Source organism: Bacteroides sp. 1_1_14 (assembly GCF_000162515.1).
GTDB classification, from domain to species: Bacteria; Bacteroidota; Bacteroidia; order Bacteroidales; family Bacteroidaceae; genus Bacteroides; species Bacteroides thetaiotaomicron.
In genome coordinates, this window is sequence record NZ_GG774703.1 from 61,894 (window position 1) to 79,516 (window position 17,623).

The window sequence follows — 17,623 nt, forward strand, 5'->3', positions numbered from 1 at the left end:
ATAAATTTTTATTATATATGAAAGCATATAGGCTGAAAATAACTTGTTTCATTCTTTTGTTACTGCCCGTTCTTACCTGCTGTACGGACGAGGAGCTGCTTCGGGGCAGCGGTGTCCCGGAAGGTGTGCCCACGACGGTAGACATCAGCGTGGGTACGGCAGCCAACAGGGCCAAGACACGTTCGGGCCTGCCGGAAGGCGAGGAGAGAAAGATATACGACCTTTACCTGTGGGTTTTCGATTCCCGCGGCGGCGTGGAGTTCTCCCGGGAGTATTCCCGTGCGGAGCTTTATCAGGCCGCTGCTGCCTTGGAAACGGCAACCGGCGAGAAGGACACGGATGCACCCACGAGCATGGGATTGCTGAAAAACATCCCCATTACCTCGGGAGAGAAGACGCTGGTCCTGCTGGCGAACTATAAATCGGATGGTGACGGGCTGTTTCAGGTAGAGCCCGGGATCTTGGCTGGCGTGTCGTCCCTTTCGGACATTCAGAGGGTCAAGGCGGAGATGACCGCCCGTACCCTGTTCCGACCGAACGGGAACCTGCTGATGTCAGTTACCAAGACGGAGGAGATCAGTCCCGACACCAGGCGCCTCGAGGTCTCCCTGAAACGTGCGGAGGCGAAAATCACGGTCAACCTGAAAACCGGGGAGGGGCTCACGTTCGTGCCCGGGACATGGAGAGTCGGTAACGTGCCGGCTTCGACCTTTGTCACCGAGCATGTCAAGGGCAGTGACGCCGGGGCTCCCTGGGATGCCGGCGGGATGGAGATGGATTCGTACTGGTTGTCCGAATTATTCCAGTTCGAGGGCGACGCTACTACTACTACTACTACGTTTTACCTTCCGGAGAACCGGAAATTGGCAAAAAAAATGATAACTCCCGCCTCTCCCGGTTACAATGCGGAGAGGAAGGGGTATGACCTGCGGCAGAAACAAGTGAAGTCTCCCGTTCCCGATGCTACGGAGAAGCCGAACGTGCAGAACGGAGCTACAGAATACGCTCCGGATCTGGCTCCCTACATCGAGTTCACGGGTGAGTTACGCCAGGATATGACAACCGGTGAAGTCTCAACGGAGCGTTTCGGGAGGGTGACCTACCGCATTTATCTGGGATACACGGCGGAGAATGATCCGGTCAACGATTATGATATAGAACGTAACGTGCACTATACCTATAACGTGACGATCAAGGGGATGAACGACCTGGTAGTGGAGGCGATGTCCGACAAGGACCGGGAAGAGGAGCCCGCTCCCGGGGTGGAGGGCCTTGTATATGACGCTCACCGCTCCTTCAGTTTTGACTGCCATTATGAACAGGGCCTGATGCGTTTCAACAAGGACGAGCTTGCCATCTTCAATCCGGATGGCAGTTTGAAGGACGACGCGATGATCTCCTTTGCCATACGCACCCCGTTCTGTGACAAGATAGTCTCTTACACGAGGGCGGAGCTGGAACAGCTGGAGGATAACGGATACGTTCCTTCAGGGGAGAAGAAGGCAGACACTGGTTGGCTCGCGTTCTTCATCCACCCGAGCACCCTGTCTGACAATGGAAACGAAACCATGGAATATTACTCCAACACGGGGGCGCATCTGCTTTCGCTGGAACAGTTTCTTTACCGACTTGTCAAAGAGCCCGATTATGTATTTAATGCCTCCACGGGGCTTTGCAAGGTGACGGTTTACGCCAACGAGTATTTCTACGAGCGGAACCCCATGCAGGATGGCGCCCCCGAGGACAAGAACTTGTGGAAAACCTTTGCCAACGCCCCGGATCGGACTTTCGACCTGCTGGTGAACACGTCGCATGAAATCTCCCCCGACGGGCAGTCACGTTATCATCAGGCTGTCGTTTCCATCCGTCAGATGTCCATCAAGACGGTGTTTATGGAGGGACCCGAAGGCATGCGTGTCTGGGGGGTGGAAAACGTGAACGAGACACCGGACCTGGACTTTATGGTGAAGGCTCCGGGAGAACCGGATGCTTTTTATAATAAATATACATCCAACGGCTGGTCGAATACCTGGAAGGTGATGGCAAGGTCGGGCGACTTCAGTCAAGAGGTCATGATTGACCCGATGAGAAGAAGTAAACAAGACCAGTTATGGCAGGTCATGACGAAGGTGGACAACGCGAAGCTGACTCTCAGCAGAGACCATTATAATTTGGCAGCCAAGAATTACCACGCCGAATATGCCTGTTTCACCCCGTTTTTACGGAACCGGGATGATAACCGTGATGGCCGGATGCAGGCCGCCGAGATGAAGTGGTATATTCCTTCGATGAGCGAGAGCGGTATGCTTATCGTGGGGGAACGGGCGTTGCCGTTACATTCCAGGCTGCACGGGCACGCCCCCTCGGACAACGCCACAGCATTTTATATGTCAAGAGCCTTTATGGCAAGTACAAACCTTTCTTTATACTCTTCCAACCCCTATATTTGTATCTTGGAGTCCCGCAGCGTGACTCCCATCGCAAACTTTGATTATTACAAGGGAGGGAACTCACCCGGGGACCGCACCCCCTACTCGGAAGTGAGGTTGATCAGGGATCTGGGGATGCTGGAGTCTGGGGAAGAAAGCTATCACATCGAGGAGTTGGGCAGGGAACTGAACAAGTCTCTTGTCAATAACAGGACGAAAGAGGAATATCTGGTCTTTAGGGCAGATAACCTGCCATACAGCATGACGCGTGGAGTAAGAGCCATTTACGAGTTGCCTGCGCATGATGAGGACTCCCAGAGCAACACCATTTACAAGAACGGGTTTGAGGTGGCCAAGTATATCGCCAATAAGATAGATAAGCCCAAGGATTTGAATAATCCTGACAGGAAGAGCGAGTATTACTTACAGGATTGGAGCACGCTGATGGCGGACATCGAACAGGGAAACAGCCCGTGCGCCTATTATTACCAGGAGGCGGACAAGAGCGACCTGGGAACCTGGCGGGTGCCCAACGAGGTGGAATTGATCATCATGTGCGGGAGCCTGTTCGACTGGCATAACCCTGAGAAAAAGGAGGTTTACGAATTCGGTAATGACCTTCCTTCTCTGAGAGTAGTAGAGTCTGAAGTTCTCCATTCTCGGACGGGATTTTCCAAGCGTAGCATGAACGGGGCAAGATCGTTCAGTGCCGGCTACCAGATGTATCTCCATGGTTATCTCCGATGGGTCACGACCGTGGATACCCAGTGGGCGGGTGACAATGACAGGCTTGTGAATAACAGGAAGGGATACGTGCGTTGCGTGAGAGATCTGCCGTAGGCGCTCCTTGTGGACGGGAGAAGGGATTCTCCTGAAGCATGACTGGAAATGCCGGAGAGAAGGTTTCAACATTTTTCTCCGGCTTTGCTGTTTTAGCTGGAGATCGGTCTGTCAGTCCAGTCATTCCCTATAAGGCAACGTTCATCTAATTAGGAAAATGGAACTTGAAGCTATAGAGAGGAGATTGAAAGAATGATTCATGCATGGCAATCATATACGATATAATTACTGCCCTGTCTGAAGGAACTTTTTCTGGAAGCGTGAAAAGCATACACCGGCATTTGTAGGGCACAAGAGTATGCATCATTGATCCCAACTTGAAAAATTTTATGGTAAAGACAATTTCCATACGCTAGTTGTACATTTGTAAATCATCATTTATAGGTATTGTTAGTTGCTGATTTGATTGTTATTTTTGCAAACTAATGGATAGTACGAAAAAAAGACAGAGACAGCGGGCTGTCATAGCATGTATGTTGTTGCTGACATTGGTGCCCTTTTTCCTCGTGAAAGCTTTTCATGTTCACGGGGAACATTCGTGCGTATCCCATAACGAACAGGGGCACTCCCGTCACGATTCTCCTGAAAATTGTACCATCTGTCTCTTTACGCTCTCCCCGTTTGTCGAGGCAGGGATTTTTATATACGATTATATTCCGACTGGCAGGCCTGTAAGGTATCTTATCTCCGGGGAAACAGATGTCATCGTCATTCTTTTCCCGCATTTCCTCCGTGCACCCCCTGTGTGTTTGTCATAACTCCCTTGAGGGATTCGCATGCCATCACTGTGATTGCGTGCAGGGGCTTTTCATGTCCCGTCTTAACAGATTATAACCCGTTTATATTTTTTCAAGTATGACATTTCATGCATATCTCCAGTATGTGTGCCTGCTTCTTGTCTGCCTATGTACCCTCCCTTCTCCCATGGAAGCACGGGTACAGGCTGACCGGCAATCGACGGGTACACGCGATACTCTGCTGGTCATTGACCGGGAAAACGGGCTTCCCATTGAAGGGGCCTATATCCTGACCGGGGAACGGTTACTTGTCAGCTCCCCCCGTGGAATGATTGTTTTCGGTCATGGAACGTGTTTCATGGATACGGTCCTCGTGCAGTGCCTGGGTTACGGTTCCCGACGTGTGCCTTTGAACGAGGTATTCAAAGAAAGCAGCATACATACCGTATGTCTCTCCCCGGACATACAAAAACTCGGGGAAGTGGTCGTGACCGGTGAACGTGCCGGGGCGTCACCCAACGTGGTGAGCCGGCGCCTTTCATCTCCCGAGATCAGGAACGCGCTGGGAACCTCGCTTGCCACCCTGCTCGAACGTGTCAGCGGGGTAAGTTCCATCAGCACGGGAACCACTGTATCCAAACCCGTTATCCAAGGAATGTACGGGAACCGGATACTGATCATCCATAACGGTGCCCGCCAGACCGGGCAGCAATGGGGGGCCGACCACGCTCCCGAAGTGGATATGAACGGTAGCTCCTCCGTTTCGGTAATCAAGGGCTCCGATGCGGTAAGATACGGTTCGGATGCCCTTGGAGGGATTATCGTCATGGAGCAGTCTCCGCTTCCTTTCAGAAAACGCTCCCTTCAAGGGGGAATCTCCGTACTTTACGGAAGTAACGGGCGTCGCTACGTGGCTACCGGACAGCTCGAAGGTGCTTTTCCCGGTGATTTCGCTTGGCGTCTGCAGGGAACCTGGTCAAATTCCGGGGACCGTTCCACTGCGCACTATCTTCTGAACAACACGGGAACCAGAGAATATCACGCTTCCGCCTCTCTGGGCTATGACCGCGGACGTCTGAGAGTGGAAGGTTTCTACAGCCGCTTCTACAGCCGGACAGGGGTGATGCTCAGCGCCCAGATGGGTAGCGAGGACCTGCTGGCGGAACGTATCCGGCTTGGTCGCCCCCTGCACACGGATCCTTTCTCCCGTGGTATCAGGCCTCCCTGCCAGGAGGTCACTCATCAGATCGCATTCGGCAGGATGCGGCTCGGCATGAAGAAGGGGGAAGTATTCACTGGCAGAGTACCTGGCAGAAGGACGATAGGCAGGAAAACCGTGTCCGGCGGCTGGATTCTAACATTCCGACGGTTTCACTGCACCTGAATTCATTCCAGCATCTTCTGCGCTGGAAGCGGGATTACCGCTCCTGGCAGGTCGAGGCGGGAGGTCAGGTCATGTTCATCGAGAACCATAGCCGCGCGGGTACCGGATTCGTGCCCGTTATCCCGAACTACACGGAGACACAGGCAGGGATATACGGAATCGGGAAATATCACCTGGCCAGGGGAGGCGTTGAAGCAGGCCTCCGCCTGGATATGCAGGAAACCCGTGCCAGTGGTTATGACTGGACGGGAAGCCTCTATGGCGGGATAAGAAAGTTTAACAACGTGTCCTACAGCCTGGGAGGACACTATCAACTTTCCAGACGCTGGAGGCTCACCTCCAACTTCGGTCTGGCTTGGCGTGCCCCTCACGTGTATGAACTGTACAGCAACGGGAACGAGCTCGGGTCTGGGATGTTTGTCAGGGGAGACTCTGCGATGCACTCGGAAAGAAGCTACAAATGGATATCTTCCCTCCGTTACGGCGACGGGATGTTCAGCGTCTGTCTGGACGGTTACCTGCAATGGGTGGACGGCTATATCTATGACGGGCCGGAGAAAGAGACAGTCACCGTGATTTCGGGGGCATACCCGGTCTTCCAGTACAGGCAGACCCCGGCTTTCTTCCGCGGTATGGACTTTGACCTGCGTTTCACTCCGGGCGGTTCATGGAACTACCATGCCGTCGTCTCCTTTATACGGGCAAACGAACGAACAAAGGGTAATTATCTTCCTTATATTCCCTCCTTCCGTTTCAGCCATGAACTTGCGTGGATCCACGAGACGAAATCGCATCTCAGGCTGCGCCTGAACATCAGGCACCGTTTCACCGCAAAACAGAGGCGGTTTGATCCGGACACGGATCTTATCCCGTATACTCCCCCAGCGTACCATCTCCTCGGGTTCGACGCTGGTCTTGAACTTCCCGTGAAACGGGGACACCAGGTCCGGTTCATGCTGTCGGCAGACAACCTCCTGAACCGTGAGTACAAGGAATACACCAACCGCTCGCGTTACTATGCGCATGATATGGGACGTGATGTGCGTTGCGGTGTAAACTGGATTTTTTAATTTATAACAACTATAATCAACACTAATAAATAAAAAGAAAAATGAGAACAATTGCATGTAAAACCGTGTGGGCACTTCTGATAGGAGTGTCCCTTGTCCTGTCGCTGAACTCTTGCAGCAAGGATCCTGTAATACCAGAAGACGAGACGAAGAACAAACTGCATGAGGACCCGGCAAAAATGACCGTCCGCCTCGTTGAATGCCACCTGCACGCTGACTGGAACGAGATACAGAAGGCCGGAGGTCCCCACCAAAATCCGGAATCCCCGGCCAGGTATATGAAACGTGTCCAGGAGATCACTTATGAACTGAAGACCGGCAGTGGATGGACCCTTGCTGAAGGAAGCCAGGGCAAGTTTTACGTTCAGAAAAACGGCGAATATAAAAATGGAAACAACTTTACCCCGGCCCCGGTTTACCTGATGTTTATCTATTACTACAATTCCAAAGGAGAGTTGATGAACGGCCAGTTCGTGGAGAACGGGCAGGAGAATATCCACCAGCATTTCTTCACCCCGGAGAACGTGAGACCTACCTTTGACGGGAAACCGGAAGCTGACGACAATGATCCGGAGGCACTGGTGGATTATCTCTATGTGGATACCACGCCCTGGGACAAGACCAAACATGACAACGAGGCGGAAATTACGGGAGGCACTAACCCGGTAGGATTAAAAGGAGTTATCCGGTTCCTGAAGGACCGTAAGGAGTTTGACCTGAAACTCCGCCTGTATCACGGCTACAATTCTAAAAAGAACCCGCAGACAAACGGCTTTGACCCGTTCTACAAGCCCTCCGGGGTATTGATCCAGCGTGGAACATGGGATATTAACCTGAGCATCCCGGTAGTGGTATTTTGGAGCCGCGAGGAGTTTGTTGATGTAGACCTGGAGGCAGATGTGAACCTGATCGGGGAGGATAGCCTGGATGAAGACAGCAACCGCACACTACACTCCATCATGGAAACCTTCAATCTTACATGGAAGGAGGCGCTTGAGGAGTTTATCTCCTATACCTACCAGGCGGGGGATGTGGAAGCCGGATCCATATGGCTTTAAGGTCATTTGTAAAAATAATAGATGCAGCAGACGTTTTGAGAACTATAAATAACTTGAATTTATCAAACATTTATAATTATGAAACTTGTCGTATTTAATTTTTAGTGGCAGTAGTCATAATAATAGTGACATTAGGCTGTGCCGGATCGCAGAAGAAAACAGCGCCGCAGGAACAAAGTAGCTTTATTGCGACCATAAATGTAGTCAATACTGAGAATAAAGGTTGTTATGGAACCTATGAGGGCATTTTGCCCTGTGCCGGTTGCGGGGTATCAAAACTACACTGAAAATAAACAGTGATACGACTTATGATCTGAGGAGTGAATATTTTGGAAAAAAGAATGATACCTTTGAAGAAAGTGGTATTTACAATATAATGAGTCAGGATATCATAGAATTGGTAACACCCTCGTCTGGAGAAAAAACATATTATAAAATTCTTGATAATGCGGTCCCTTGTCTGATAGTGTTGGAACACTCAATAATGGTGAATGGGCGGAACATTATGTTTTGAAAAAACAATAGGAATATTTTAATATACATCTTGATGAAGAATTGGACACATTTTATGTTGAAACCAATTCTTCATCTTTTTTGGAAAACAAAACTTGGCTTCCCGGGAAGTCTGACGACAGTTTGGTTTATGGTCAGATTTTCAAGTACTGGAATGTCCCTAATAGATCGTATGTACTAGCGTTATTTGTTGTTATTTGTCATGAGATTGATATGTTTTTTCGGCATCAATCATTGTATTCTGTTTGGGCGAAAGTTTGTTAATAACTTCTTAATGTTATATTACATTTATACCTTGTGTTACTTTCTCCATAATCGTGTGGGAATTTGATTTTTCGAATAGGATGTCCTTCGCATTTTAACGATACAGATGAACGATAAAGAAGGATATTAAGGTCCTTTAAATCTTCTCTATCATTTTTACTAAAACTATTCAAAATCAGGACTAATCTGCCCGTTCAGGACAACATTAGATTGCATTTTAGATAATGAAATTGGGTGATGATTTTTTTACTCGCTTATTTGAATGGGATGTTGCACATTCCTTCTATAATGAAAGAAATAAAATAAATTATGCGAACAAGATAAGCATTCCTTGCAATCGGAGTGATTTCAGTATAAAGTTTTTATGAATTATGAACGACGAGATGATTATGTCTATACCTTTAGATTTTAAGGTTATGATGAGCTGGGAAATATAATGGATTCCCAACATTTTTTTGCAACATATAACAGTTTGTCTTTCTGGACTTATCCTTTTTATTTCAAAGCAAACCTTGACAATCATGAGGGTCTATGCTATTCTTTCAGAGATTTTAATAGCAAAAAAACGCATTAATCTGTATCTATTTCTGTGTGATATTTAGGGTAAAGACGGGGCACATATTTTGTGTTCCAACAAGACAATTATATGTCAATAACCACTGGAAAAACTTGTCTGAAAAGACACGAATCATGTGTAGAAAGAGTAGCTGTGAGAAGTGACGTAATGTGCGTTGACAAGATGCGTGAAGTACTATTTACTTGTATATAGGTATTGTGTGTGTTCCGTATGTCTATATTGTTTGATTTTTTACCGAAAAATGGGTATTGTTTGGCATCTCTCTTTCCGTTTATCTTTGCATTACTTTTAGAGTAGTGAAAAGTTATAAAGTAAAAAGGAGATGAGCAATAAATATTTTTTAGTTTTTCTGGCATTCTTGTTTTCCGTATCCGTATATTCACAACATGGGCGTCATCGTAGTAGTTTAATTTCGGGCAGAGTGATGTCCACGGAGAAAGAAGTGGTGGATTTTGCGACAGTTTATCTGAAAGGAACCAACCAAGGATGCTATACAGATGAGAAAGGTATATATCATTTGAAAACGACAGCAGGTGAATATACACTCGTCGTTTCGGCTATCGGTTATCAAACGGTAGAAAAGAAAGTTAAATTAGCTAAGGGAGAAAGAATAAAAGTAAACGTCACTATCGCGCCGGCGGTAAAAGAACTGGGAGAGGTGCTGGTCACGACATCCGGAGTCGGCCGTGTGAATCAATCTGCTTTTAATGCGGTAGCCATTGATGCGAAGAAATTGCATAACAGTACGCAGACTTTGGCGGGTGCACTGACTAAAGTGCCCGGTGTAAAACTCCGCGAATCAGGTGGAGTGGGGTCGGATATGCAATTGTATATCGATGGCTTTAGCGGAAAACATGTGAAAATCTTCATTGACGGCGTACCACAGGAAGGAGCCGGTGCTGCATTCGATTTGAACAATGTTCCTATTAATTTTGCCGACCGTATAGAGGTCTATAAAGGAGTGGTTCCCGTAGGATTCGGAACCGATGCCATTGGGGGAGTGGTTAATATTGTCACCAACAAACAACCCGGAAAGTGGTTTATGGATGCTTCCTATTCTTACGGATCGTTTAATACTCATAAATCATACGTGCGCTTCGGACAAACGTTCAAGAATGGTTTTATGTATGAGGTCAATGCTTTTCAAAACTTTTCGGATAATGATTATTATGTAGATACTTACGTACGCGAATTTGAGATTAAAGAAGATGGAAGCGTACGTTTCCCGCCACTTGATAAAAATAAGATTTATCATCTGAAACGTTTTAATGACCAGTATCATAATGAAGCCGTGATTGGAAAAATCGGCCTGGTAGGAAAGAAATGGGCAGACCGTTTGGCGTTGAGTTTCAATTATTCCCATTTCTATAAAGAGATACAAACAGGCGTTTATCAAGATGTCGTGTTCGGTGAGAAATTTCGCAAAGGACATTCGTTGGTCCCTTCTTTAGAATATTACAAAAGAACTTATTGGTGAAAAACCTGGATCTGCTGTTGACTGCCAATTACAATCATAATATCACCAACAATGTCGATACCGCTTCGCGGGCTTACAACTGGCGTGGAGATTTTTATGAAAAAGGCAGCCGGGGAGAACAGTCTTACCAGAACAGTGAATCTAAAAATAAAAACTGGAATGGGACGCTGAAGATGAATTACCATATCGGACAGGTGCATACGTTTACTTTCAGTCATGTAATCAGTGATTTTGAACGTACGAGCCGCTCTACCATCGGTGCTTCTTCCAAATTCACGGACTTTTCTATTCCTAAAATCACCCGTAAAAACGTCAGCGGGCTTTCTTACCGTCTGATGCCGTCGGACAGATGGAATGTGTCGGCATTTGCCAAATATTATCGGCAATACAACAAGGGACCGGTATCGCAGAATACGGATGGAATAGGCAATTATATCAATCTGTCCAATACGGCAAGCGCTCTTGGATATGGAGTGGCAGGTACCTATTTTATATGGAAAGATCTTCAGGTGAAACTTTCGTACGAAAAGGCTTTCCGCCTGCCGACCACGGACGAACTCTTTGGAGATGAAGATCTTGAAGCTGGCAAAATGAATCTGAAACCGGAGAAAAGTGATAATGTCAATTTGAGTTTCAGCTATAATCATCAGTTTGGCAAGCATGGATTGTATGCCGAGGCCGGTTTGATATATCGGGATACGAAAGATTATATAAAAAGAGGACTGGACGTATTGGGAGGAACAAGCTACGGATATTATGAGAACCACGGTCACGTAAGGACCAAAGGGTATAATTTGTCATTGCTTTATAGCTTCTCGCATTGGTTTGATATAGGAGGAACATTCAATAGCATCGATACTCGTGATTACGAAAAGTTTCTGGCGGGTTCCTCTTTGCAAGAAAGCATGCACTATAAAGTGCGTATGCCGAATCTGCCCTATCGTTATGCTAATATCAATGCAAATTTTATTGGAATGACCTGTTTGTCAAAGGAAATGTGTTGAGCATCGGCTATGATAGCTACTGGCAGCACGATTTTTCCTCTTTACTGGGAAAATCTCGGAGATAAAGATTCAAAGAATATGGTGCCGGAACAGTTTTCTCATAATCTGTCTTTGTCCTACACCATGAAGAATGGACGTTATAATGTATCATTTGAATGTCGGAATTTCACCGATGCCCAACTGTTTGACAATTTTAGCCTGCAAAAAGCGGGGCGCGCATTCTATGGAAAGTTCAGAGTGTTTTTCGGTAAATAATAAGAGTCAGTTTTTAGTATCAATCAATAATAAAGAATATATGAAGAAGTTTTTATTACAGGCTTTTGCCATAGCTTTTTGTTTGAGTAGCGGTGTGTTTGTGGCATCTTGCGACGATGATAATAATCCGGTGGATAACCCGCCGATTGATGGAGAAACAGCTTATGTGGTGGCTGCCACAACTGGTGAAGCAAGTTATTTGGTAGTAGCCAACTCTTTGGATGAAGGAACAGTGTCGACCCAAGGGAATGGAACTGAAGTGATTGGCGGTACCTATTGGGTATATAAAGGACTGGATTATGTGTTTGCTTTAGTTTATAATAAAGGTGGCGCAGGTACAGGCGCTTCCTATTATCTGGGTGCAGATGGTAAAATGAAGGAAAAGTACACATACACTTATAATCGTATCACGTCATACGGTACTTGGGGGGATAAAGTGGTGACTGTTTCCACCGGGGACTCGAAAATAACGGATGAGGATCAGAATGTAGCTCAAGCATTGTTGTTCAACTATTTGGATGCGACCGATGGCAGTCAGGAAGAGGGTACCTTGCTTGCCGAAAATTATTTGGGTAATGGTGAAAAAGTTTCATGGGCAGGTCTGGTTGAAGCTAACAATAAGATTTATACATCTGTCATCCCAATGGGAATGAGTAAGTACGGTATTAAAAAATGGCCGGAAGCTGTGACAGATCAGGAACTTGTGACTAAGACTGACGGTGGTAGCGGCAGCGGTGCATATACAGCCGGTGTTATTCCTTCTACACAATACCCGGATAATGCTTACGTGGCAATTTATAGTGGCACGAACTTCAATGAGACTCCGGTGATTGCCAAGACTGATAAAATAGGCTATGCATGCGGTCGTATGCGTTCACAATATTATCAGACCATTTGGGCCGCTGATAATGGTGACGTCTATGTGTTCTCTCCCGGATATGGACGTACGGCAGTTTCATCTTCAGATTTGAAGAAGGTAACAGGACAGAAACCTTCGGGCGCAATGCGTATCAAAGCAGGTGCAACAGATTTCGATCCGGATTACTATGTGAACTTTGAAGAGATAGGCACTAAACATCCTATTTTCCGTTGCTGGCACATCTCTGAAGATTACTTCCTGCTTCAATTGTATAAAAAGGGAGCGGAAGATATGATTGGTGGAGGTAGAAATGCAGATGTCAGCGAATTGGCTGTTTTCAAGGCGGAAGATAAGATGATTATGCCTGTTACAGGTTTACCGGCTAACTGTAAGTTTGGTGGTGAGCCTTATGGAGAAAAAGGGTATGTTTATATGGCGGTTACTGTGACCACGGGCGAGAATCCGGCCTTCTATAAAATAGACGCAAAAACAGGCAAGGCAGTTAAAGGTTTGACGGTAGAGGCTGACGCTATCACTACGGTAGGTAAGATGAGATATCTTTCAAAATAATACAGTCGGTTAAATAGAGAATCTTTCGTAGATAAAAGCCTGCCGAGCAGAAAGCTTTGCAGGCTTTTTCAGGAAATAGTAATGAAAACATGAAGAAAATATTCAGAAAGATACATTTATGGCTTTCCGTCCCTTTCGGACTGATAATAACTCTTGTCTGCTTCTCCGGTGCCATGCTGGTATTTGAGAATGAGGTAAATGAGTGGTCTCGCCCCGATCTTTACTACGTTGAAACGGTAAAAGAGTCACCTCTTCCTATGGATAAGCTGCTTGAAAAAGTGGCAATGGCATTGCCTGACAGTGTATCAGTGACCGGTGTCAGCATATCTTCTGATCCCGGACGTGCGTATCAGGTTAGTCTTTCCAAACCACGCCGTGCATCTTTGTATGTAGACCAGTATACGGGCGAAGTAAAAGGAAAAAGCGAGCGTAGCGGCTTTTTTATGTTTATGTTCCGAATGCATCGCTGGTTGCTGGATAGTATGAATCCGGGAAATGAAGGGATCTTTTGGGGTAAGATGATTGTAGGTGTCAGTACGCTTTTATTTGTTTTTGTACTGATTTCGGGAATTGTCATTTGGTGGCCGCGTACACGTAAAGCATTGAAGAATAGTCTGAAAATAACTGTATCAAAAGGTTGGAGAAGGTTTTGGTATGACTTGCATGTGGCAGGTGGAATGTATGCCCTGTTCTTTCTACTGGCTATGGCACTGACGGGATTGACTTGGTCTTTTCCGTGGTATCGGACGGCCTTTTATAAAGTCTTCGGGGTAGAAGTACAACAACGATTTTCCCATGGAAATGAACAGAAGCATAATGAGCATAAAGGAAATACCAGACTGGCTAATCAGGAAAAGAAAAGGGGAGGAAATGGTAGGCGAAGTGCTGATAAAAGAGAGGGGTTGGAAAACAATCATAGTGATCGATGTTCTGCGGCTTCTCCATTCGCTTGTTGGCAGGAAGTGTATGATAAGCTAAGGCATCAAAATCTGGAATATAAGCAAATTAGTGTTTCTTCCGGTACGGCAAGTGTGTCTTTCGACCGCTTCGGAAATCAGCGTGCGTCTGACCGTTATTCTTTCAATACGGATACTGGTGAATTTACGGAAACAAGTCTTTATCAACATCAAGACAAGTCAGGAAAAATTCGCGGCTGGATTTATTCGGTACATGTCGGTAGCTGGGGAGGGATGCTTACCCGCATACTTGCTTTTATTGCTGCTTTGATTGGGGCTGCATTGCCACTGACAGGCTATTATTTATGGATGAGGAAATTCATCAGGCAATTAATAGGTACAAAGAAATAAGGGCTACCTGATGGTAGGCTATTGTCTGTAATAGGCTCCTACTTTATTTCTATTCCGATTAGAGTAAAATCATACGATTTTGTTTAGAATATATTGTGATTTTTGTAAGAGCTTCATTGCCTTTCTGAAAACCTGCACGTTTAATAACGAGAAAAGATATTGAGCAGCACGCCCTGTTCCTATGAGATAGTGAAAACGGTGTTTCTGTTCTCTTGTTTCACCGGATTACGGTACGGCGACATGTTTATTTTGGAATGGTACGGGATGCATAAGGAGGCTGATGAAAAGACGCTTTACATCGAACACGAGCATTGAAAGACAAATCATAGGGTAACAATCTACTTGTCAGATAAAGATATTGGTATTGTAGTTCATCAACTTCGCGTCACCTCTACCACAGTGGAAGTGGTGTTGGATGAATGGATGCAGGAGGCCGGAATATAGAAATATATCACCTATCATACTGCTCGCCATACCGCAGCCGCTCTATTGCTGACATTGGGGGGTAAACCTCTAAACAAGAAGTAAGATAGTCAATCACAAAAGTATCAAAATGACAGAATTTTATGCCAAAATAGTGTATAAGAAGAAAATCGGGAGAATGCACCTCATGAACAATCTGTTTGAATAACCAATAAATAAGTAATTCTATGAAAGTGGAAATAAAAGAAAGTTGCAGTCGGAAACCACAGCTTGTATCTTGAATATTATGAGAAAGATTTTTAGTAAAAAAGAGAAATATGTACCTCATTTCCGATGGTGTCCAAAGCAAGGAAAATCAACGGACAGACCTGCAACAAGATAAGTGGAATACAGGCATAGCTTATCCTAAACCCACTTTCTTTTAAAAGTAAAAAGAAGAGGTGGGAAAGAAAACAAGAGGGTGAAACAATGATTTGGCTTCAGTGATGTGATGATTATATATAAAGTGCGATAGACAACGAAAACTATAAGAAGATGATAGTACACAAAGGGGGACACAAACGTATTGCCGGCTATTTGAAACGGATAAGGAAGTCGAACATCCTGTAAAAAGACGCGGCAAAGACATGGTAAACGGACTGTTTAGGTAGATGCGTGATAATTACCGCACTCCCAGTCAAATCAAGACTGATGGTGGCAAACTGACCGATTTTACCCTTGTGCTGTTTGAGGAGACGCTAAAGGTTATTTCCAATAAGGATGTGCGTGACGGTTTGATACCGTTTTAACACCGTTCAGGGCCTTGTAAAAGAGGAACGTTTTCACGTGCTGGACAAATGGAGTATCTGACAACGAATGAACTGAAGCCTTTCCTTGCCGTTGAAGTACACCTACAGGGACAAATGGTGCAAAAGGCTTTCGGTTTTCCTTATGGTTGACTTACCTGCTTCGATGGATGCAGGGTAAATACGGGCTTACCAGGTTCAATACAAGTGACTAACGATCGACTTGGGGACCATCTCTCCTCATCAGCAGTATAGTGTCTGTGTAATCTTATATACTAAAGGGGTTATTCCAACAGCTTGCCTTTTGGCTAGGACTACTTCATATCCGTAAGCTATTCTTTATTACGATGGTGTAGCGGTTTACTTATACTTAGTTATACCGGTTTGCTTAACGGTCTATACAATTGCTAATAATCTGAAAATATCCAGATGAAATTACTCAACAATCTACAAACCAATTATTTACAAATTTATCTATTTAGATTAAAAAGCAAATCTGGTAGAGCCGTGACTGTGCTGGTAAAATGGACATTAGACAGAATCAAATTGTGGCATATCACGTATTTTCCCGCGTGTTTAACAAACATTATTCTCCATTTGGACGTTATCTCTTTCGATAATCATCAAAAACAATAATTATGAATACTAAACTATCCACATTTCTGCTGGCAAGCATCGGCATCGTGTCACAAGTGCCAGCCGGTGCCTGCACGGGCATCACCCTCAAAAGCAAGGACGGAGCCATTGTCGCGGCACGTACCATCGAATGGGCAGAAAGTGCTATGAACAACATGTATGTAGTGGTTCCCCGGAACCAGGAACTCCAGTCGCTCACTCCTTCAGGGATGGACGGAATCAAGTTCAGGAGCAAACACGGGTATGTGGGACTGGCGGTAGAGCAGAAAGAATTTATGGTGGAAGGAATCAACGAGAAAGGTCTTTCTGCCGGACTCTTCTACTTTCCCGGATATGGTAAATACCAGCCCTACGACGCTTCCTTGAAATACAAGTGCTTGGCCGACTTTCAGGTGGTATCCTATGTCCTGGCGGAATGCGGCACCCTGGATGAGGTAAAAGAGGCATTGGAGAAGGTCCGTGTCATCCATATCGACCCCCGTTCGTCCACTGTACATTGGCGGTTCACTGAGTCCTCGGGTAAACAAATGGTGTTGGAAATTGTGGACGGGCAGGTACACTTTTACGATAATCCGCTGGGAGTATTAACTAACTCACCGGGTATCGAATGGCATTGGACCAATCTAAACAACTACATCAACCTCCAACCGGGCAACGCTCCCGTACATAAATTCGGACCCTTGGAGATGAAGAATTTCGGGCATGGAAGCGGCATGTTGGGATTGCCCGGTGACTTTACCCCTCCATCCCGTTTTGTCCGTGCAGCTTTCTTCCAGCTTACTGCACCAGAACAACCAGACGCACGGGGATGCGTCTTTCAGGCTTTTCATATACTGAACAACTTCGACATTCCGACGGGAACCGAACTTGCTTGGGGAAAGGCTCCTGCCGATATGCCCAGTGCCACTCAGTTCACCGTCGCATCAGACACCCGCAACCGAATGATTTATTACCGGACCATGTATAACAGCAATATCCGGTGTATCGACCTGAAAGAAATCGATTTCGACGGGGTGAAATACCACGCGAAACCTTTGGATGTAACGAAAACACAGCCCGTCGAAAAGATAAGCATACGGTAAGACGGTTTAGGAGATGTTGCTTTCTTCGCCACATCGGATGAATTTGAAAAATCTAAAACATTTTGTCATTTAAAGCGTCAGCGAAGAATCTCGAATATATATATCCCTTTGTGTAATCGAGATTCTTCTTCTCTTCGGTTGTCTGAATGACATAAGACGAGATTTTTGGCTAAAATAAAGATTGGACTTCCAACTATATTAAGGAAGAGTTAGAAGCAGGTGCGATAACCAAGAACAATAATCATATTTAGATTGTAGAGTTCCACTTCACGCCCTACGCTGTGCGTTCCTTCTAGTTGACGATGTTTGGTAACCGCCTCAGTCATTCAGTGCAATATCAATAGCGATGTGAT

At 45.8% G+C, this 17,623-nt stretch carries 7 protein-coding genes and 3 pseudogenes; all 10 read left to right on the forward strand.

Annotation, left to right across the window (positions count from 1 at the left end):
- Window positions 1-17: 17 nt before the first annotated feature.
- The 10 genes and pseudogenes from HMPREF9007_RS20585 (at window position 18) to HMPREF9007_RS20550 (ending at window position 17,270) form a co-directional block, all read left to right on the forward strand.
- Window positions 18-3,269 (forward strand): fimbrial protein, encoded by a 3,252-nt coding sequence (locus tag HMPREF9007_RS20585; protein ID WP_008760206.1) that lies wholly within the window; start codon window positions 18-20, stop codon window positions 3,267-3,269.
- A gap of 425 nt (window positions 3,270-3,694) precedes the next feature.
- Window positions 3,695-4,027: a hypothetical protein gene (locus HMPREF9007_RS28030; RefSeq protein ID WP_008760207.1), complete on the forward strand. Its 333-nt coding sequence runs from the start codon at window positions 3,695-3,697 to the stop codon at window positions 4,025-4,027.
- A gap of 97 nt (window positions 4,028-4,124) precedes the next feature.
- Window positions 4,125-6,460 (forward strand): annotated as a pseudogene (locus HMPREF9007_RS20580) (TonB-dependent receptor).
- Window positions 6,461-6,501: 41 nt separating this feature from the next.
- The gene (locus tag HMPREF9007_RS20575) at window positions 6,502-7,518 is read left to right on the forward strand and encodes a hypothetical protein (RefSeq protein ID WP_008760208.1); all 1,017 of its coding nucleotides are present in this window, start codon (window positions 6,502-6,504) and stop codon (window positions 7,516-7,518) included.
- Window positions 7,519-7,622: 104 nt separating this feature from the next.
- Window positions 7,623-8,043, forward strand: a pseudogene (locus HMPREF9007_RS20570) (copper resistance protein NlpE).
- A 1,151-nt stretch (window positions 8,044-9,194) separates the two neighbouring features.
- Window positions 9,195-11,608: pseudogene (locus tag HMPREF9007_RS20565) on the forward strand (TonB-dependent receptor).
- Between the two features lie 40 nt (window positions 11,609-11,648).
- Window positions 11,649-13,037: a DUF4374 domain-containing protein gene (locus HMPREF9007_RS20560; protein WP_008760209.1), complete on the forward strand. Its 1,389-nt coding sequence runs from the start codon at window positions 11,649-11,651 to the stop codon at window positions 13,035-13,037.
- Between the two features lie 89 nt (window positions 13,038-13,126).
- A complete protein-coding gene (locus HMPREF9007_RS20555) occupies window positions 13,127-14,344 on the forward strand; it encodes a PepSY-associated TM helix domain-containing protein (protein WP_032850205.1) in 1,218 nt (405 codons plus the stop codon).
- Window positions 14,345-15,417: 1,073 nt separating this feature from the next.
- The gene (locus HMPREF9007_RS27005; RefSeq protein WP_165000505.1) at window positions 15,418-15,555 is read left to right on the forward strand and encodes a hypothetical protein; all 138 of its coding nucleotides are present in this window, start codon (window positions 15,418-15,420) and stop codon (window positions 15,553-15,555) included.
- Window positions 15,556-16,190: 635 nt separating this feature from the next.
- Window positions 16,191-17,270 carry a choloylglycine hydrolase family protein gene (locus tag HMPREF9007_RS20550; RefSeq protein WP_008760211.1) on the forward strand — a complete coding sequence of 360 codons (1,080 nt, stop codon included), beginning with the start codon at window positions 16,191-16,193 and terminating at the stop codon, window positions 17,268-17,270.
- Window positions 17,271-17,623: the final 353 nt, after the last annotated feature.